This is a genomic window from Stenotrophomonas sp. MH181796 (assembly GCF_009659995.1).
GTDB classification, from domain to species: domain Bacteria; phylum Pseudomonadota; class Gammaproteobacteria; order Xanthomonadales; family Xanthomonadaceae; genus Stenotrophomonas; species Stenotrophomonas riyadhensis.
Window position 1 is genome coordinate 422,822 of sequence record NZ_RAHU01000005.1, and the last position, 18,013, is coordinate 440,834.

The 18,013-nt window shown below is 67.9% G+C and carries 16 protein-coding genes; 7 read left to right on the forward strand and 9 right to left on the reverse strand.

Annotated features, from left to right (window positions below):
• Nucleotides 1-2: 2 nt before the first annotated feature.
• The 5 genes from D5301_RS14960 to D5301_RS14980 all read right to left on the reverse strand — a co-directional run bounded on the left by D5301_RS14960 (nt 3) and on the right by D5301_RS14980 (nt 5,030).
• A complete protein-coding gene (locus D5301_RS14960) occupies nt 3-1,412 on the reverse strand; it encodes a DNA polymerase Y family protein (protein WP_153856100.1) in 1,410 nt (469 codons plus the stop codon).
• A gap of 9 nt (nt 1,413-1,421) precedes the next feature.
• Nucleotides 1,422-2,036, reverse strand: a complete 615-nt coding sequence (gene imuA, locus D5301_RS14965; protein ID WP_153856101.1) for a translesion DNA synthesis-associated protein ImuA — start codon at nt 2,034-2,036, stop codon at nt 1,422-1,424.
• A gap of 260 nt (nt 2,037-2,296) precedes the next feature.
• Nucleotides 2,297-3,304 carry a cyclase family protein gene (locus D5301_RS14970; protein ID WP_110712689.1) on the reverse strand — a complete coding sequence of 336 codons (1,008 nt, stop codon included), beginning with the start codon at nt 3,302-3,304 and terminating at the stop codon, nt 2,297-2,299.
• A 32-nt stretch (nt 3,305-3,336) separates the two neighbouring features.
• Entirely contained in the window at nt 3,337-3,987 is a 651-nt protein-coding gene (locus D5301_RS14975; RefSeq protein WP_153856102.1) for a DsbA family protein, read from the reverse strand.
• Between the two features lie 92 nt (nt 3,988-4,079).
• Nucleotides 4,080-5,030 (reverse strand): LysR family transcriptional regulator, encoded by a 951-nt coding sequence (locus D5301_RS14980; protein WP_194936645.1) that lies wholly within the window; start codon nt 5,028-5,030, stop codon nt 4,080-4,082.
• 184 nt (nt 5,031-5,214) lie between these two features.
• Here D5301_RS14980 and D5301_RS14985 point away from each other — a divergent pair, with 184 nt between their 5' ends.
• Nucleotides 5,215-6,093, forward strand: coding sequence for a sterol desaturase family protein (locus D5301_RS14985; RefSeq protein WP_153856103.1), 879 nt, complete (start codon nt 5,215-5,217; stop codon nt 6,091-6,093).
• A gap of 9 nt (nt 6,094-6,102) precedes the next feature.
• Here D5301_RS14985 and D5301_RS14990 read toward each other — a convergent pair whose 3' ends face one another.
• Together D5301_RS14990 and D5301_RS14995 are read right to left on the reverse strand one after the other, a co-directional pair.
• Nucleotides 6,103-6,807 carry an AraC family transcriptional regulator gene (locus tag D5301_RS14990; RefSeq protein WP_153856104.1) on the reverse strand — a complete coding sequence of 235 codons (705 nt, stop codon included), beginning with the start codon at nt 6,805-6,807 and terminating at the stop codon, nt 6,103-6,105.
• A gap of 306 nt (nt 6,808-7,113) precedes the next feature.
• Nucleotides 7,114-7,548 carry a VOC family protein gene (locus tag D5301_RS14995; RefSeq protein ID WP_153856105.1) on the reverse strand — a complete coding sequence of 145 codons (435 nt, stop codon included), beginning with the start codon at nt 7,546-7,548 and terminating at the stop codon, nt 7,114-7,116.
• Nucleotides 7,549-7,885: 337 nt separating this feature from the next.
• Between D5301_RS14995 and D5301_RS15000 the strand changes: the two genes are divergently transcribed.
• Complete coding sequence (locus tag D5301_RS15000; RefSeq protein ID WP_153856106.1) at nt 7,886-10,681, forward strand: glycoside hydrolase family 3 C-terminal domain-containing protein; 2,796 nt, start codon at nt 7,886-7,888, stop codon at nt 10,679-10,681.
• A 100-nt stretch (nt 10,682-10,781) separates the two neighbouring features.
• On the opposite strand, the gene D5301_RS15005 is transcribed toward D5301_RS15000, so the two are convergent.
• On the reverse strand, nt 10,782-11,678 hold the full coding sequence (locus D5301_RS15005) for a LysR family transcriptional regulator (protein WP_110712684.1): 897 nt from the start codon (nt 11,676-11,678) through the stop codon (nt 10,782-10,784).
• A 105-nt stretch (nt 11,679-11,783) separates the two neighbouring features.
• Between D5301_RS15005 and D5301_RS15010 the strand changes: the two genes are divergently transcribed.
• The 3 genes from D5301_RS15010 to D5301_RS15020 all read left to right on the forward strand — a co-directional run bounded on the left by D5301_RS15010 (nt 11,784) and on the right by D5301_RS15020 (nt 15,592).
• Nucleotides 11,784-13,142 (forward strand): MFS transporter, encoded by a 1,359-nt coding sequence (locus D5301_RS15010; protein ID WP_110712683.1) that lies wholly within the window; start codon nt 11,784-11,786, stop codon nt 13,140-13,142.
• Nucleotides 13,142-13,528: a DUF4440 domain-containing protein gene (locus D5301_RS15015; protein WP_153856107.1), complete on the forward strand. Its 387-nt coding sequence runs from the start codon at nt 13,142-13,144 to the stop codon at nt 13,526-13,528. The genes D5301_RS15010 and D5301_RS15015 overlap by 1 nt, the downstream gene beginning before the upstream one ends.
• 153 nt (nt 13,529-13,681) lie before the next feature.
• Entirely contained in the window at nt 13,682-15,592 is a 1,911-nt protein-coding gene (locus D5301_RS15020; protein WP_153856108.1) for a CocE/NonD family hydrolase, read from the forward strand.
• 226 nt (nt 15,593-15,818) lie between these two features.
• On the opposite strand, the gene D5301_RS15025 is transcribed toward D5301_RS15020, so the two are convergent.
• Nucleotides 15,819-16,772 (reverse strand): AraC family transcriptional regulator, encoded by a 954-nt coding sequence (locus D5301_RS15025; protein ID WP_153856109.1) that lies wholly within the window; start codon nt 16,770-16,772, stop codon nt 15,819-15,821.
• Nucleotides 16,773-16,817: 45 nt separating this feature from the next.
• On the opposite strand from D5301_RS15025, the gene D5301_RS15030 reads away from it, so the two are divergent.
• Together D5301_RS15030 and D5301_RS15035 are read left to right on the forward strand one after the other, a co-directional pair.
• Nucleotides 16,818-17,162 carry a hypothetical protein gene (locus D5301_RS15030; RefSeq protein WP_153856110.1) on the forward strand — a complete coding sequence of 115 codons (345 nt, stop codon included), beginning with the start codon at nt 16,818-16,820 and terminating at the stop codon, nt 17,160-17,162.
• A gap of 56 nt (nt 17,163-17,218) precedes the next feature.
• On the forward strand, nt 17,219-17,977 hold the full coding sequence (locus D5301_RS15035) for an SDR family NAD(P)-dependent oxidoreductase (RefSeq protein ID WP_153856111.1): 759 nt from the start codon (nt 17,219-17,221) through the stop codon (nt 17,975-17,977).
• Nucleotides 17,978-18,013 lie beyond the last annotated feature (36 nt).

Below are 18,013 nucleotides of genomic sequence, written 5' to 3' on the forward strand. Positions count from 1 at the left end.
GCTCAGCCGAACCAGCCGTGCAGCATCCACGGCGCATGCGGATCATTGCGAGTGCGGAACGCCCAGCCGCGCTGGCCGTGTGCGGTTTCCACCACGTAGTAGTCGCGGCGCGCATCGGCCTGGTCCCACCAGCCCGATTCGATCCGCTCCGGCCCGGCGATGATACGCAGGCGGGGATCACGCAGCGGTTGCGGCGTGTCCAGCAGCCAACCGGGGCGCAGCGGCCAGTACGATGGAGGCTTGGCCGCGGGCTGGGTGCCATTGGCGCGTTCGGGGCGATGGTCGGCCTGCACCGCCAGCGGTTGCACGGCGTCATCGCCCAGCCGCGCCCGCAGGCGCTCGCGCAGCTGGTTCCAGGGCATCGCCTGTGCCGGCCGGGTGTCGAACAGGTCACGCGCGGCGGGCACGAACGGTGGCAGTTGCTCGGCCTGCAGGCGCAGTGCACGGCTGCCGGCGGGCAGGGCGAAGGCTTCCATGCGGTTGCGTGCGATCTCGAACAGCAGCGCGGGATCGCGCTCGGGTGCCAGCAGGCCGATGGTCAGCACGCTGGCCGGCAGCAGGTCATGCTCGAAGTGCAGGTCGAAGCGCTGTACGCCGCCATCGCGCGAACACAGGAACGCGGCCAGGTCCAGCAGCAGGCGACGCAGCGGGAACAGTAGGGCCTGGCTGGATTCGATCTCGTATTCGAATTCGATGCGCGCATCGAAACGGTCCGGTGGCTGGTAGTAACGCAGTGGCGCGGTGGGCAGGCCGCGCAGCGCATCCAGTTGCTGCAGTACCTCGGGTGAGAAGCGCCGGGCCAGGCTGTCGCGCGGCAGTTCGAGCACCGCACCCAGCGTGCGCAGCCCGGAACGACCGAGCACGGTCACCGCGTCGCTGGGCAGGCCGCAACGCGGCAACGGCAGCTGCGCCAGTGCTGCTGGCAGCTGCTGCGCATCGATGCCGAGGCCGTCGTGGACGTTGGCCAGCACGCGCGCGGCATGCGCGGTGGGTGCGGCCACCAGGCGATGGCGGAAACCAAGCTCATGCAGTTCGCCGCGCAGGCGCTTTTCGATCGTCAGCCAGTCACCGAACAGGGCGCGACTGGCTCCGATCTCCATGACCAGCGCGTGCGGAAAATCGAGGCTGACCTGCGAGCTGTAGGCGTAGGCCCAGCTGGCCAGCAGCTGCCGGGTGTGCTGTTCGGCGTTCGGGTCGTAGTCGTGCAGGTGCATGTCCTGCACCAGCACCTGCGCAGCCGACAGCAGCATGCCCGGGCGCAGCCCCGCTGCGCGTGCCGACGGGCTGACCGCACGCAGCACGCGGCGCTGTGCCGGCCCCTGCAGCAGCACCAGTGGCCGCTGCGGGTCCGGCTGCAGGCGCAGTACGCTGTCCAGTGCCAGCTGCGGCAACAACAGGCAGGCCCAATGCATGACGCGGCCTCAGTGGGCGATGGCCAGTGGCAACGGCTGTGCGGGTGGCAGGCCGCCACGGCACTTCAGCACCCGCACCTGGCCGTGGTCGAGCTGCAGGCGCAGGCTGGCCGGGGAGGGGTTGCGCGCTGCCTGCGCCTCGCGGAACACGAAGCCCAGGCACTGGCCGCTGTCGGCAGCCACCTGCAGCCGGCGCAGTGAGCGGTCGTCGGCCTGGTGTGGCCAGCACAGTACCGCCGCGCAGGCGGCCGAGCGCAGGCACTGTTCGGCAGCCCACAACGCCTGCTTCGGCGCGGCGTGGATGATCTGCAGCTGGGCCAGGTCCAGCCCGGCTGCAGCCCAGGCCGGGGCATGCGGGCGGTAGGGCGGGGCGACCAGCACGATCGGGCGGTCGTGCTGGCTCAGCTTCGCCAGCGCCGGCCAGACCAGGGCCAGCTCGCCCACGCCGGGCGCGGCCTGCAGCACCTCGCACAGCCCGCTGGCCGGCCAGCCACCGCCGGGCAGGCGTGCGTCCAGTGCCGGGTGACCGCTGGCCAGGTGGTCGCTGGCCGGTCCCTGGCGAGCCGGGCCGCGCCACAGCTGGCGCCCGTCCAGCAGCCGGTCGAGGGCGACGACGGCACCCATCAGCCGGTCCTCCAAGGGAGGCGCCGGGCGGGCTGGAAGCGGCAGGAGCGGGCGTAAACGGCGGGCATGGCGCGAGTATCGACGGGCCGGTATCAGGGGCTGAGACCGGACATGCTACTCGCCTTGTGAGTAGAATTACTAATGAAATCGGAAGGTCGGGTTTCAGGTTGCTGAAGGGGTAAAGGAGTGCCGACCAAGGTCGGCACCCACCCGGCATGGGAGGGAATGCCGACCAGGGGCGGCACCCCCGCAGGCCCCGGTTACGGGCGCACCGGCAGCGCGACCGGGCGCAGCGGCGCGGCATCGCCGCCGCGGATCTTCAGCGGGCCGCCGATGAAGGCGAACTCATAGACCTTGTCGCGGGCCAGTTCGTCCAGCGCCACCAGCTCGATGATCGGCGCGCCCTGCTGGGCCAGCAGGTAGGTGTGCAGCGGCACGTAGTCGTCGGACACCTCCGAGGGGAAGGTCTCGAAGCTGAGGTTGTCGGCGCCGACGATCATCGCGCCGCTGTCCTCCACCAGGAAGCGCGCCGCGTCCAGGCCCATGCCCGGCGGGTTGGCCATGTAGGCCTTGGGCTGTTCGAACAGGCGCATGCGGCCGGTGCGGATCAGCACCACGTCGCCCTGCTGCAGCTTCACCTGCTGGCGTGCCAGCGCATCCTTCAGGTCCTGGCGGGTGACTCGGTAGCTGTCAGGCAGCATGTCCACGCCCTTGGCGCCGGCCACGTCGATCAGCACGCCACGCGCGATCAGCGGCGGGAATTTCTCGATGCCGGTGACATTCCAGCCACGGTCACCGAGGTGCTTGTCGGCCTCGAAGCCGTTCCAGATCTTTCCGTGGATGCCGAAGTGGTTCAGCGCATCGATGTGGGTGCCGGTGTGGCTGTACATCGAGAATGCGGTGCCGGTGTAGCTGCGGGTGAGGTTCATGGTTTCACCCACGCCCATCGGATCATCCATCACCGTGCCGCGCGGGGTGTGGGTCATCCAGAACTGGTAGTGCGGGTCGCCGGCATCCTGCCAGCTGGGCATGCCGACGTAGTATTCGGTGGCCAGGTCATAGGCCTTGCCGCCGCTGACCCGCGACAGGATCGCCGCACGCGAGGCTTCGGTGATCAGGTTGAGGCGGCCGATCTCGTCCTTCGGCCCCCAGGGGCTGGTGCCGACCTGCTGGCCGGAGGGAACGCGTTCGTGCGCGGACACGGTGGTGGAAGCGGCGGTGCCGGCCAGCAGCAGGGCCAGCGCGGTGGCCAGGGTACGTGGGGTCATGGGGAATCTCCTTGGGGTGGGGATGGTGCGGCTCAGGCCGCGACCAGGTGCGCCAGGGCCTGGCGCAGTTGCGGCAGCGGCAGGGTCTGCAGGCGCAGGCCGTTGCCGCCGATCACGGTGGGAATGGAACGGATGCCGAGGGCAGCGGCGTCGGCACGGTCGGCCTGCACGCGCTGGCGCACTGCGTCGCTGCGCATGTGGTCAGCGAAGGCGCCACGGGGATGGCCCAGCGCTTCGGCGATATCCAGCAGTACTTCGGCATCGCCGATGTTGCGGTGCTGGTGCAGGTGCGCCCATTGCACCGCGTCGAACATCGCGCCATGGGCATCATTGCCGCCGAGCACGCCGGCGGCCTGGCAGGCCAGTGCGCCGAGCCAGCCGGACGGATACTCGAAGTCCTGTGCGCGCATGCCTTCGATATCGATGCGCGCGCTGTCTTCATGCGCGGCGCAGTCGGTCCAGTGGCGCAGGATGATCGCCTTGGCGCGCTCCATCGAGCCGAACACCTCGACCATCTGCGCGCGCGAGTCCTGCAGCACGAAGCTGCGGTGACGCACCTGGATGCCGAGTTCGGCGGAGACCTGCTGCAGGCGCGGGGCCAGCACGAAGCACCAGCCGCAGACCACGTCGTGGAAGAAATCGACCACCGGCGCGGCGGTGGCGGGGGAAGGAACGGAAGACATCTGCCTGCCATCGGTGAGAGGGGAGGCGGCAGAGTAGGCAGCGCGGCGTGGCTGAAACAGCGCGCCGCGGGCAGCTCAGTTTTCGCTGGCGGTTACGAATCCAGGCCCGCGCAGCCGGGCAGCTCGGCGTGCAGGAAATCGATGAAGGCACGCACCTTGGGCTGCAGGTGGCGCGAGGTGGGGTAGACCGCATGCACGAAGCGCGGCGGATAGCGGTGGTCGGGCAGCACCTGCTGCAGTTCGCCACGGGCCAGCGCCGGTGCCGCCAGGAACGAGGGCAGGGCGCCGATGCCCATGCCGGCCACCAGCAGGTCGCGCAGCAGCAGGCTGTTGTTGACGGTGACGCGCGCCGGCAGGGTGATGGTCACCTGGCCGTCGGGGCCGAGCAGCGGCCAGCTGCCGGGCGAGTCGGACAGGCTGTAGGCCAGCACGCTGTGCGCCTGCAGATCGTCCACCGCCTGCGGTGCCGGATGCTGCTGAAGGTAGGACGGAGCCGCGCACAGCACCTGCTGCAACGAGGCCAGGCGGCGCGCCACCAGCCGCGAGTCGTCCAGCTCGGCACGCAACCGCAGCGACACATCGAAACCTTCGCCCACCGCATCGAGCAGGCGGTCTTCCATCACAAGGTCCAGCGACAGCTGCGGATGCTGCTGCAGGAAGCGTGGCAGCAGCGGCGACAGCGTGCTCAGCGCGAATGATTGCGGTGCATTGACGCGCAGGCGCCCGGCCACGTCGCCGCGCTGTTCGGCGATGCCGCGTTCCAGCGCCTCCAGCTCGTCGAGCAGGCGGCAGCATTCGCGGTAATAGGCGTGGCCGGTCTCGGTCAGGCTCATGCGCCGCGTGGTCCGCTGCAGCAGCACCACGCCCAGGTGCGCTTCCAGGGTGCGCAGCTGCTTGCTCAGGCCGGCCGGCGACATGCCCAGGTCTTCGGCGGCGCGGGCCAGCCCGCCGCGTTCGACGATGCGGCGGAAGGCGCGCATCAGGTTGAAGGAATCCATGCCGGTCCCGGGCGCGATGAGGGCGCCATTGTAGATCCACGCCATGCGTGGATGTGGGAAGGCGGAGCGAATCGGTAGATCCACGCCATGCGTGGATGCAGGAACACGGTGCCGACCAAGCTCGGCATCCACCCGCAGCACGCGCTTGCGCCGTTTGTTCAAGCCGGCGCCCCATACGCCGCGCCAGCATGAAGGCCCCTCACTTTCCGGATTGCCCATGAAGCACTGAATGCTCCGCCTGTATGCCCCGTTGTTCCTGCTGGGCTTCGTCGCTGCTGCCGTCGTCTGGGTCGGCCACCTGCACGGTGATCCGCTATGGCTGCTGGCCTTGCTGGCGGTCGCCATCGCGGTTTCGTTCGCCGCCGAACGCGTGTGGCCCTATGACCCTGCGTTCAACCATGACCACGGCGACAGCCTGCGTGACACCCTGCATGCGCTGGTCAACGAGAGCCTGAATCTGCTGTCGATCGCGGCGGTGCCGCTGCTGGCAGCCATCATTCCGTGGCAGGCCTGGCCGCTGCAGTGGCCATTCGCGCTGCAGGTGCTGCTGGCCATCATCTGCGCCGATCTCGGCATCACCCTGGTGCACTACGCCAGCCATCGCATCGGCTGGTTGTGGCGGCTGCACGCGGTACATCACAGCGTCACCCGCATGTACGGCTTCAATGGCCTGATGAAGCACCCGTTGCACCAGGCGGCCGAAGCAGTCGGCGGCGTGCTGCCGCTGCTGCTGTTGGGCCTGCCGATGCCGGTGGCCGTGGTGCTGGCGTTCGCCATTGCCATCCAGCTGCTGCTGCAGCATTCCAACGTGGACATGCGCCCGGGCGTGCTGGGCCGGGTGATGGCCTGGGCACCGCTGCACCGCTTCCACCACATGCGTTACGGCACCGCCGGCGACGTCAACTTCGGCCTGTTCCTGACTGTCTGGGATCATCTGCTGGGGACCGCCTTCGATGCGCCCGGCTATCGGCTGCAGCAACGCGACCTCGGCATCGGCAGCCAACCGGACTATCCGCGCGATTACCCCGGGCAGCTGCTGGCGCCGTTCCGCGAACTGCCGCATGGCGAGGTGCCGGAGTTGCCGGAAGGATTGCGCAGGCGCGGATGATCGGCCGTGTCAGGCCGCCTGCAGCTGCAGGCCCTGCAGCTGTGCGGCACCGATGCCGAACATGCGGCGCAGGCTGCGTGACAGATGGGCCAGGTCGGCGAATCCGGCCGCATGCGCGCTGTCGGTCAGGCTGTGCCCGCGCAGATGATGCATCAGCGCGCGGCGCAGCCGTTGCCACAGCACCCAGCCGCGCAGGGTCACCGCCAGATCGGACTGGAAGCGCCGATGCAGCTGGCTGGTCGACAGATGTGCCGCCTCGGCGATATCGGCAGCCGGCACCGGGCCGGGCAGGTGCTCGGCGATACGGGACAGCGCTGCCTGCACGCGGCGGTCCAGCGGCTGCGGGCGGCTCAGCCGTGGCAGCCAGTCGTGCAGCGCCAGCGCGTTGCCCGGCAGCGCGTGCAGGTGCTGCTGGATCTGCCCGGGATCGGCATGTGCCGGTTCAAGGAACACCGTGCAGCCCGCTTCCGGCGCCGACAGGATTGCGTGCGGCTGGAATGACGGCAGCCACAGCCGTTGGCCCTGCTGCCGTACGCCATCGACCTCGACCTGCCAGGGCGCGCCGTCGCTCAGTAACAGTTGATGGGCGTAGTGCGCGTGCGTATCGCTGCCACCAGCGTGGCCCTGCAGCACGGCCACGTGAGCATCCAGCAGCAGCGTGCCATTCCAGGGCAGGACGGGAGAGGACATGGAGGAATTGTAGATCCACGCCATGCGTGGATGAATCTCCATCGAAATCGAATATTCCGACAGTTGAACGAAGAGCAGCCGAGCATCGGCTCGGCTCTACAGCAGGCCGTGCAGGGAATTGTCGAAGGCGGGGTGGGTCCGGTTGCGGGGGCGTGAGCGCCATGGATGGCGCGACCGAGGCTACATGGACGTACTTGCGCCGTCCCCCGCAACCGGGCCCACCCCGCCACCCCACAGGAGCCCGCTGTTGCTTCGGCTGTTGCTTCTGAGGTTGCCGGCCAGCGGCCGGCACTACCGCGGGTGCCGGGCGCAGCCCGGCCGCGCGCACCCTCACCGCCCCTGCGGATCCGGCCGGTGATGCACGTACTCGACCACCGTGCCATCGGGATGCACCGCATTGAACGCTGCCCCGGTCGGGACCACCTGCAGCGGGAAGATGATTTCAGCGCCAGCCGCCACCAGCTTGTCGTGATAGGGCCGAACATCGTCGACCAGCAGCGTTCCCGTGGTCGAAGTGAACGGCGCCAGCGCCGCCTCGCTGCCCTCGAGCAACAGGAACGCACCGACCATCGCCAGACGCAGGCCGGCCTCCGGAAACGGGAACCCCGCATCGGCCACCACGCCCTGCAACTGCTCGTAGAACGCCACACTGCGCTCCAGCTCACCCGGGGCCACGAACACCCGGATCAGCACGCGCGGCGCGCGTTGGCTGGAGGTGTCACAGCGGTCGCGCCAGAGATGGTCGAAGTCGCGATGTACGGTCATGGGCTCGGTTCGTGGCCAGGGACCCTCATTATCAGCAGCCTCGCGCGGCGCGCTGATGACCGCCGGTGATGGACTGATAACCGAAGGCCACGTTGCCCCTGTGACTTAGGTCCTGTTGACAGGTGTGAACGCCCTCGCACAATCTTCACATGATTGGGTCGCCTTGCGCGGCCCGGACAGGCAGGTTGTCACGCCGGGAGGAGGGTCCCAGGCGCAGACCGGCCCGTCCTTCGGCCTGCGGGACGTTGCCTGGCAACCCCTGCGCGGCATGAACGCTGCACCCTTCGGCGGCACTTTCCCTGGACCGATTGCCTTGGCAACGGAATTACGCCTGCCGATGAAAACGTTTACAAAGCCGCTTGCACTGTCCCTGGCCCTGTCTGCCGCACTGGCTGCCCCAGCCTGGGCCGACCCCGCCGCGTTCACTGTGCTGACCCTGGAACAGGCCCCGACCGCCGAGGCGATGCCGGCCCTGGCCGCCCAGCTGAAGACTCTGCAGGTGGACGCGGTGAGCGTGCGCCAGGTGCAGCGCGGCATCGGCCAGGTCGATCCGCTGCAGGTGCTGGCCGATGGCCTGGGCTACGCGTACCGCTTCATTGCTGCGGGCAAGGACGATGGCCAGACCCAGCGCGGCCAGGCCGTGCTGACCCGGCTGCCGATCGCCGCTGAATCCGGCCCCGACCAGTCGGGCCTGAACTACCTGCGCCTGGACGATGGCCGCCACACCGTGGCGGTCTATACCGATGCCGGCGCAGGTGCTGCACAGCTGCCGGCGCTGGTTACGCGTTCGCGGCTGGGTGCACCGGCGGTGCTGCTCGGCGCGGTGGCCGGTGAATCGGCCAAGGCCGCAGGCTTCGATCCGGCGCGTGTGGCGCTGGAGGCCGATGCCAGCTACTTCAGCGATGGTTTCCAGGCCGCCAGCAGCGCACCGTTCAAGGTGGAAGGCAGCACCCTGCGTGCGACGCTGTTGACCCTGGCCTACGCCGCCGACAAGCACGGCGACACGCCGTGGATGGACACCACCCTCAACGCCGATGCACGCGCTGCGTTGCTGCTGAAGGCGATGACCGAGGATGAGAAGTTCCAGATGCTGCACAGCTACTTCGGGCTGGGCAAGGACGGTGGCCCGCTGCCGGAAGGCGCGGTCGGCTCGGCCGGTTTCGTGCCCGGCGTGGCACGCCTGGGCATTCCGTCGCAGCAGTCGGCCGATGCCGGCGTCGGCGTGACCAATCCGGGTGGCATCCGTCCGGGCGACTTCGCCACGGCCATGCCTTCGGGCCCGTCCACCGCATCGAGCTGGAACCCGCAGGTTGCCTTTGCCGGCGGTGCGACGATGGGCCGCGAGGCGTGGCAACAGCGCTTCAACATCCTGCTGTCGGGCAGCGTCAACCTGCAGCGCGACCCGCGCAACGGCCGCAACTTCGAATATGCCGGTGAAGATCCGCTGCTGGCCGGTTCGATGGTTGGCGCGCTGATCCAGGGCGTGCAGAGCCAGCACGTGATCTCCTCGATGAAGCATTTCGCGCTGAACGACATGGAGACCCGTCGCAACTTCCACGACGTGCGCATTGGCGAACAGGCCATGCACGAGTCGGACCTGCTGGCCTTCGAGATCGCGCTGGACGCCGGTCGCCCGGGCGTGGCGATGTGCTCGTACAACAAGATCAACGGTACCTACGGCTGCGAGAACGGCTACCTGATGAACCAGGTGCTGAAGCAGGAATGGAAGTTCCCTGGTTTCGTGATGTCCGACTGGGGTGGCGTGCACAGTGGCTCGAAGGCGGCGCTGGCCGGCCTGGACCAGCAGTCGGCCGGTGAAGTGTTCGACGCAGCGGTGTTCTTCGATGAGCCGCTGCGCCTGGCCGTGCACGGCGGCGTGGTGCCGCAGGCGCGCCTGAACGACATGGTGGCGCGCATCCTGCGCACGATGTTCCTGCACGGCAACTTCGACAACCCGCCGCAGCACCAGAAGGTCGACGCCGAGGCCGGTTTCGCCGTCGCCCAGCGCACGGTGGAAGAAGGCAGCGTGCTGCTGCGCAATGAAGGCAACCTGCTGCCGCTGGCCGACAGCGTGAAGCGCATCGTCATCATCGGCGGCCATGCCGACAAGGGCGTGATCGGTGGCGGTGGTTCGTCGATGGTGGGCGTGACCGCCAAGGGCACCAACGCGGTGCCGGGCGTGCTGCCGACCACCTGGCCGGGCCCGGTGATCTTCCACCCGTCCTCGCCGCTGGAATCGCTGCGTGCGGCGCGTCCGGATGCAACCATCGAGTATGTGGACGGCACCAACGCCGCCGCTGCGGCCAAGGCAGCAGCGCAGGCCGACGTGGCCATCGTGTTCGCCACCCAGTGGGCGGCCGAATCGGTGGACCTGCCGGACATGCAGCTGCCGGACAACCAGGACGCCCTGATCTCGGCCGTGGCCAAGGCCAACCCGAAGACCGTGCTGGTGCTGGAAACCAACGGCCCGGTGCGCACGCCGTGGCTGGCGCAGGTGCCGGCGATGCTGCAGGCCTGGTACCCGGGCATCCGCGGTGGCGAAGGCATTGCCGCGCTGCTGACCGGCCAGGTCAATCCATCCGGCCGCCTGCCGGTGACCTGGGTGACGGACGAATCGCAGCTGCCGCGCCCGCACATCGACGGCCTCGGCTTCAAGCCGGCCAAGCCGTTCGGCGATGTGTTCGATTTCGATATCGAAGGCGCCAACGTCGGCTACAAGTGGATGGCGGCCAAGGGCCTGACCCCGACCTTCGCGTTCGGCCACGGCCTGTCCTACACCTCCTTCGCCTATGAAAACCTGAAGGTGAGCGTGGAAGGCTCGCGCCTGGTCGCCAGCGTCGACATCCGCAACACCGGCAAGCGCCCCGGTGCCGACGTCGCCCAGCTGTACCTGAAGCTGCCGGCCGGCAGCACCACGCCGATCCGCCTGATCGGCTACGACAAGGTGACCCTGCAGCCGGGCGAACAGCGTCGCATCCGCATCGAAGCCGAGCCGAAGACCCTGGCCCACTACGATGCGCAGGCCCGCCAGTGGAAGATCGACGGCGGCAGTTACCAGGTACAGCTGTCGCGCAATGCCGCCGAACCGCTGCAGACGGTGGATGTACAGCTGGTGGAGCAGGTGCTGCGCTGATGCCTGAAGACACGGCCCGGCACAGGGCCGTGTCTGAAAAAGGGGACGGAGGGGATCAAGTCGCTTATGCATGAACGACTTGATCCCCTCCGTCCCCTTTTCATGTGGCGAACCACCCGCGCAGGAAATCGATCAGCTGCCGCACCTTCGGTGAGGGCTGCGTGCTGTGCGGGTAGACCGCGTACACGCTCTGCTGCGGGAACCGGTGCTGGCGCAGCACCGGGCGCAGCCGGTCCTGGGCCAGGTCGTCCTCGATCAGCCAGCGTGGCAGCACGGTGACCCCGGCGCCGGCCACGGCGAAGGCGCGCAGGCTGCTGGCACCATCCACGCGCACCACTGCATTGCCCGGGTTGGTGGCAAACAAGGCGTCGCTGCCGTCGGGCGCGATGACCGGCACGTCGGCCAGGCGCGGGTAGCCGAGGCGGGGCAGGGTGCCCAGCTGCACGGGGTCATCGGCAGCATCGGCAGAGGGCAGGCGTGCCAGCAGGGACGGAGCCGCCACCGCGCACAGTGGGTGCCGTTCCAGTTCGCTGGCGTGCAGGCCCGAATCGGGCAGACGGCCGAGGCGGATCGCCAGGTCGAAGCGTTCGGGAATCAGGTCGGCCGGCGCGGGTGACGTGGACAGGTGCAACTGCAGGGCCGGATGCCGTGCACGGAACGCCTCCAACGCAGGAATCAGGCGTAGCTGTGCGTACTCCGGGGTGGTGGTCAGGCGCAGCACACCCTGCAGCTGATGCTGGTCGCGGCGTGCGGCATCGATCGCCGCCTGCGCTGCATCCAGCGCCTGCACGCAGTGCTGCAGGAACTGCTCGCCGGCATCGGTCAGGGCCAGGTGGCGGGTACTGCGCAGCAACAGGGTCACGCCCAGCTCCTGTTCCAGCCGCTTCAGGTTGAAGCTGACCACCGCGCGGCTCAGGCCCAGGCGATCGGCGGCGGCGGTCAGGCTGCCGGCCTCGACCACGGCGCGGAAGATATCGAAGCGATCGAGGCTGACCATGATGATCCATTGTCAAAACAGGTTTGACAGTGTTGCAGCTGCCGTCGTGTTTTTCCAACAAGGTCCGGACGGCATGCTGGCCGCTTCCCCGCTGGAGCGCCGCCGATGCCGTCCCCCCGCCTGCGCCATGAGGCGATCTTCCTGCTGGTGTTCGCCCTGGATCTGGTCAACATGTTCATCGCCACGGTGGCCTATCCGGCATTGGCAGCGGAGATGCACGCCGATATCAGCACCCTGGCCTGGGTGGGCACCGCCTACATGCTGGGCCTGAGCGTGGTGATTCCGCTGGCGCCCTGGCTGGCCGCGCGCTGTGGTGAGCGTCGCCTGCTGCTGGTGGCGTTGCTGCTGTTCGCGGTTGCCGCTGCGCTGGCCGGCGCAGCACCGGGTATCGGCTGGCTACTGGGCTGGCGCCTGCTGCAGGGCCTGGCCGGTGGCCTGTTGATTCCGGTGGCACAGGCGGCAGCGTACCGACAGTGCACGCCCGACCAGCGTGGCGCGCTGACCCGCCGCATCCTGCTGGTGGCGCTGCTGGTACCGGCACTGGCGCCCGCGCTCGGTGGGCTGCTGGTGCAGTGGTTGTCCTGGCGCGGTGTGCTCTGGGCCAGCCTGCCGCTGGCCGTGGTGGCGATTGGACTGGTGCTGGCGTGGATGCCGGCCGATGGCGCGCGTAGTGCGCCACGCCTGCAGGCCTATGCGCTGTCCACCGCGATGCTGGCGCTGGGCGCACTGCTGCTGGCGCTGACCTGGCTGGGTGAACCCGGCCATCGGGCCGCCGGCGCCGTACTGCTGTTGATCGCATTGCTGCTGGCGGCGGCCCACCTGCGGCATGCACGGCAGCAGGCGCAACCCCTGCTGCGCTGGTCATTGCTATCCCATCGCGGCCTGCGCCTGGCGATGCTGGTCTACCTGGCAGTACCCGGTGTATTCATCGGCAGCCAGCTGGTCAGTACCCTGCAGCTGCACCAGGCCGGTTACAGTGCGGCGCGCATCGGCGCGCTGATGCTGCCCTGGGCGCTGGCCTCGGCCATGGCGATCACGGCCAGCAAGCGCCTGCTGGCCCGCTTCGGCCCGGCCACGGTACTGCGTACGGGCATGCTTCTGCAGGCCGGCGGCCTGCTGTTGATGGCGCTGCTGCCGCAGCCGCACGTCGCCTTGGCCGGGCTGCTGTTCGCGCTGATGGGCGCCGGCGGCAGCCTGTGCAGCAGCACCGCACAGACGCTGGCCTTCCATGGGGTCGAGGGCGAGGCGCTGGGTGATGCCAGCGCACTCTGGAACCTCAATCGCCAGCTCAGCTTCTGCCTGGGCACCGCGGCCATCGCGCTGCTGCTGGCATTGGCCATGCAATGGCTGCCGGCCCATGCCACCGGCGTGGCGCTGGGTCTGGCTGCTGTACTGACCCTGCTGCCGATGGCGCTGCTGCGCCGGCCGCAGTTGCTCACTCTTTCGCAACCGGAGAACATCTGATGGATACCACCGCAGAACATGAAGTCCACCACTTGCACGACAAGCTGCAGGCTTGGTTCCGTGCCGACGTCGGCACCGACGTGCTGGATGATCTGATGGCGCATTTCTGCGCGGACTTCAGCATGGTCGGTATCGGTGGCCGCAGGCTGGATCGGAATGCCGTGCAGGCACTGTTCGCGGGTGGCCATGGCGCGCGGCCGGGGCTGCAGATTTCCATCGAAGCCGTGCAGGCGGTGGAAGCGCCGTCACCGCTGGCGGTGCTGCGCTATCGCGAAGGGCATTCGATCGATGGCGGCGTACCCGCATGGCGGGAATCGCTGGCGGTGCTGCGGCAGGAAGATGGCCGTTGGCGCTGGTTGGCGCTACACGAAGTGCCGGTGGCCTGATCGGCCGGCACGACCGGTTGCCGTCGGGCGCAGCAGCTGGCCGCACATGTGCCATCAGTCCTGCCTGCATCCACCGCAGAATGCAAAGCCCGCCCACACTTCACGGTACAAGGCAGGAGTAGGCTTGAGGCTTTCCTGCCGGGAGGGGTCTCCATGCGTGTGCGTGCCGTTGCTGTAGCCATCGCCCTTTGCCTGTCCAGCACCGTGCTGGCCGCCGAAACCCCGCCGATGACCCCGGACATCAGCGGCAAGCCCTTCGTTGCCCCCGATGTCGGTCGTGACTACGACAAGCGCGTGGTGATGGTGCCGATGCGTGATGGCACCAGGCTGTATACGGTGATCGTGGTGCCCAAGGGCGCGCGCAATGCGCCGATCCTGCTGACCCGTACGCCTTACGACGCAGCTGGCCGCGCCAGCCGCAGTGATTCGCCGCGCATGCGCGACCTGCTGCCGCAGGGCGACGAGGTGTTTGTCGATGGCGGTTACATCCGCGTATTCCAGGACATCCGCGGCAAGTACGGCTCCGAGGGCGATTACGTGATGACCCGGCCGCTGCGCGGGCCGTTGAACAACACCAAGGTGGACCATTCCACCGACGCCTGGGACACCATCGACTGGCTGGTGAAGAACGTGCCGGAGAGCAACGGCAAGGTCGGTATGCTCGGCTCGTCGTACGAGGGCTTCACCGTGGTGATGGCGCTGACCGACCCGCACCCGGCGCTGAAGGTGGCCGCGCCGCAGAGCCCGATGGTCGATGGCTGGATGGGTGACGACTGGCTCAACTACGGTGCGTTCCGTCAGGTCAATTTCAACTACTTCGCGATGCAGACCGAGAAGCGTGGCAAGGGCACGCCGCTGCCCAGCCTCGGCTACGATGACTACAGCACCTTCCTGCGTATCGGTTCGGCTGGCGACTACGCACGTTTCACCGGCGTGGACCAGCTGACCTGGTGGAAGAAACTGGTGGAGCACCCGGCCTATGACGGCTTCTGGCAGGGCCAGGCGCTGGACGCGGTGATGGCGAAGACGCCATTGAAGGTGCCGACCATGTGGCTGCAGGGCCTGTGGGACCAGGAGGACATGTGGGGTGCCAACCACGCCTACCAGGCAATGGAAGGGCGCGACAGCGGCAACAACCGCAACTACCTGGTGATGGGACCGTGGCGGCACAGCCAGGTGAACTACAGCGGTAGCGAGCTGGGCGCGCTGAAGTTCGATGGCGATACCGCGCTGCAGTTCCGCCGTGATGTGCTCAAGCCGTTCTTCGACCAGTACCTGGTGGACGGTGCGCCGAAGGCGGATACGCCGCCGGTGCTGATCTACAACACCGGCGAGAACCACTGGGATCGCCTGAAGGGCTGGCCACGCAGCTGCGACAAGGGCTGTGCTGCCAGCAGCAAGCCGCTGTACCTGCGTGCCGGCGGCAAGCTGGCGTTCCAGGCACCGGCGGCGGGCGAGGGCGACTTCGAGGAATACGTGTCCGACCCGGCCAAGCCGGTGCCGTTCGTGCCGCGTCCGGTGCGTTTCGGTGACCGCGACATGTGGACCACCTGGCTGGTCAAGGATCAGCGCTTCGTTGATGGCCGCCCGGACGTGCTGACCTTCATCACCGAACCGCTGGCCGCGCCGCTGCGCATCGGCGGCGCGCCGGTGGTGCACCTGCAGGCCTCGACCAGCGGCACCGACAGCGACTGGGTGGTGAAGCTGATCGACGTGTATCCGGACCAGGAAGCGTCGACGCCGGAGATGGGCGGCTACGAGCTGCCGGTGTCGCTGGCGATCTTCCGTGGCCGCTATCGCGAAAGCTTCAGTGATCCGAAGCCGCTGGCGGCGAACCAGGTGCTGCCGTACCGCTTCGACCTGCCCAACGCCAACCACACCTTCCAGAAGGGGCATCGGGTGATGGTGCAGGTGCAGTCCAGCCTGTTCCCGTTGTACGACCGCAACCCGCAGACCTACGTGCCGAACATCTATCTGGCCAAACCGGGCGACTACCAGAAGGCCACGCAGCGGGTCTGGCACAGCGCGGCGCAGGCCAGTTACATCGATCTGCCGGTGTATTGAGTTTGATGAGGTACGCCGGGTGCGCGATACCCGGCGGCCGCGGTAGTGCCGGCCGCTGGCCGGCATCCGCGATGGAGTGAAAGCGTGTCGACCAAGGTCGACACCCACCAGGGCTGGGCCATGGCAGGTCGATTCAGGCGGCTGCGGTAGTGCCGGCCGCTGGCCGGCATCCGCGATGGTGCCAAAGCGTGTCGACCAAGGTCGACACCTACCAGCGCAGAAGCCGCTATCCGACCTTTGAGGGCCCGGTACGCCAGCGGCTGGGTACCAGGCCGAAACGCTTGCGGAACGCAGCCGCGAAGTTGCTGGGGTGACGGTAGCCACTGGCGGCCGCAGCCTGCTCGACAGTCCAGCCGTCCTCGCGCAGGCCCTGCTCGGCGTGGCGCATGCGTTGTTCGTGCAGGTAGTCGAACACCGAGCAGCCGTACTGCTGGGCGAAATGACGGCGCAGCGAACTTGGGCTCATGCAGGCCAGCTGGGCCAGTTCGATCAGACTATGCGCGTGGCTGGGATCGTCATGCAGGTAGGCACGCACGCGCTCCAGGCGCTCGCGCTGGCCAGCCCGCAGCGTACGCACATGGTCGGTCTGCAGATCTTCGGCTTGCAGGCCGACGGCCAGCAGCTGCAGTGCGACGCCTTCGCGCCACAACGCGTCGATGCCGTCCTGCCAGGGGCTGTCGAACAGCTGGCCCAGCACCGGCAGCAGGGTGTGCGGAATCGCCCAGTGGCGGCATTCCAGGTGGGTATTGAGCGCTGTTTCCAGCTGCGGCAGCTGGAACAGATCCGGATCGATCTGGCCCGGCACCATCACGCTGACGCCGCGCATGCGCGTTTCGCCGGGATGTGAGCCGGTCATCTCGACCTGTTCCCGGTGGTGCGCGGTCATGGCGGTGCCGGCGCGCAGGGTGAAGCCGCCGCGTCGCGGAATGCGGACGTCGACCTGCCCCTGCAGCATCACCCGGATGGCCAACCCGGGGCTCTGCTGGGCAGTGGCCACATACGGGAAACGATTATGGACGTCGGACGCGATCAGGCTCATGCCGCCACGCAGGAACTGTTCATTGACCTCGCCGTGGCCGGCCCACTGATCGTCGCGCAGGTGTTCCGGATCGGCGCGGTAATCAAAGCCATGGCGATGGCCGAAGCGGCGGTAATCGGCGAAAGTGAAATATCGGGACATTGCTCGGCACGTGCGCAGGAGGTGGACGCTGGCAGTACCTCGCCCATGCGCTCTGCATTGCAGATGCAGTTCCGGTCGTGGCCTGTGCAGACCCGCTGCGATGCGGTGGCGACGGCACGCTGGATGGCTGGGGAAACGCCAGATTGGAATGAGTGTGTCGAAGAAACTGGAAACGTTTCCCATTGTCGCCTTGATTCACCCGCATTTGATTTCGAGATGGTCAAAACGATTGGTCAATATGGCCAAGTTGAATCTTCCGTGGAACATACGGCGGCGTTCTGCATGCATATCCGTACGCAATTCCATACATCAACTGGAGTTGAGGTTCCATGGGTGGAACGATCGCCTGCGGACACGTTGTCGCCCGTGTCATCACGGATGAAGGCGTAGCGTGAGGCGTTGGCGGCGGCAGGCCGCATCGATACCCCCACAGATGGAGAATGCAGATGATCGATTACCAGCTCACCGGCAAGACCGCGATCGTGACCGGCGGCGTATCCGGCATCGGCCTGGCGGTCGCGCAGACCCTCGCCGCATCCGGTGCGCGTATTTCGGTCTGGGACCTGAAGCAGGGCGCGGTGGATGCCACGGTGGCACAGCTGCAGGACAGCGGCGTGCAGGCCATCGGCGTCGCGCTGGACGTGACCGATGATGCCGCCGTCGAAGCGGCAGTGCAGCGCACGGTGAAGGAACTGGGCGGCGTGCATGTCGCAGTCAACAACGCCGGCATCAGTGGGCCGGCGGCCAGCAGTGGTGATTATCCGGTGGACGGATGGCAGCGGGTGATCGACGTCAACCTGACCAGCGTATTCCTGTGCCAGCGTGCGCAGATCCAGGCGATGCGTGCGGCGGGTTCCGGTGGCAGCATCATCAACATGGCGTCGATCCTGGGTCAGGTGGGGTATGCCGGTTCCACCGCGTATGTAGCGGCCAAGCACGGCGTGGTCGGCCTGACCCAGACCGCAGCCTGGGAACATGCCGCAGATGGCATCCGTGTCAATGCGGTCGGCCCGGGTTTCATCAACACGCCGCTGCTGGAGAAGATGGATCCGAAGGTGCGCGCGACACTGGAAGCGCGGCATGCGCTGAAGCGGCTGGGCACGGCCGAGGAAGTAGCGGCACTGGTGGCCTGGTTGGCCAGCGACGACGCCTCGTTCGCGACCGGTACCTATTACGCCATTGATGGTGGCTACCTGGCGCAGTGATGCGTTGATCACAGATGGCGCAGGCGTTGGACACGG

Coding starts and splice junctions, on each gene's coding strand:
- D5301_RS14960 (WP_153856100.1), bottom strand. CDS start 1,412: ATGCATTGGGCCTGCCTGTTGTTGCCGCAGCTGGCACTGGACAGCGTA.
- imuA (WP_153856101.1), bottom strand. CDS start 2,036: ATGGGTGCCGTCGTCGCCCTCGACCGGCTGCTGGACGGGCGCCAGCTG.
- D5301_RS14970 (WP_110712689.1), bottom strand. CDS start 3,304: ATGACCCCACGTACCCTGGCCACCGCGCTGGCCCTGCTGCTGGCCGGC.
- D5301_RS14975 (WP_153856102.1), bottom strand. CDS start 3,987: ATGTCTTCCGTTCCTTCCCCCGCCACCGCCGCGCCGGTGGTCGATTTC.
- D5301_RS14980 (WP_194936645.1), bottom strand. CDS start 5,030: ATGGCGTGGATCTACAATGGCGCCCTCATCGCGCCCGGGACCGGCATG.
- D5301_RS14985 (WP_153856103.1), top strand. CDS start 5,215: ATGCTCCGCCTGTATGCCCCGTTGTTCCTGCTGGGCTTCGTCGCTGCT.
- D5301_RS14990 (WP_153856104.1), bottom strand. CDS start 6,807: ATGGCGTGGATCTACAATTCCTCCATGTCCTCTCCCGTCCTGCCCTGG.
- D5301_RS14995 (WP_153856105.1), bottom strand. CDS start 7,548: ATGACCGTACATCGCGACTTCGACCATCTCTGGCGCGACCGCTGTGAC.
- D5301_RS15000 (WP_153856106.1), top strand. CDS start 7,886: ATGAAAACGTTTACAAAGCCGCTTGCACTGTCCCTGGCCCTGTCTGCC.
- D5301_RS15005 (WP_110712684.1), bottom strand. CDS start 11,678: ATGGTCAGCCTCGATCGCTTCGATATCTTCCGCGCCGTGGTCGAGGCC.
- D5301_RS15010 (WP_110712683.1), top strand. CDS start 11,784: ATGCCGTCCCCCCGCCTGCGCCATGAGGCGATCTTCCTGCTGGTGTTC.
- D5301_RS15015 (WP_153856107.1), top strand. CDS start 13,142: ATGGATACCACCGCAGAACATGAAGTCCACCACTTGCACGACAAGCTG.
- D5301_RS15020 (WP_153856108.1), top strand. CDS start 13,682: ATGCGTGTGCGTGCCGTTGCTGTAGCCATCGCCCTTTGCCTGTCCAGC.
- D5301_RS15025 (WP_153856109.1), bottom strand. CDS start 16,772: ATGTCCCGATATTTCACTTTCGCCGATTACCGCCGCTTCGGCCATCGC.
- D5301_RS15030 (WP_153856110.1), top strand. CDS start 16,818: ATGCGCTCTGCATTGCAGATGCAGTTCCGGTCGTGGCCTGTGCAGACC.
- D5301_RS15035 (WP_153856111.1), top strand. CDS start 17,219: ATGATCGATTACCAGCTCACCGGCAAGACCGCGATCGTGACCGGCGGC.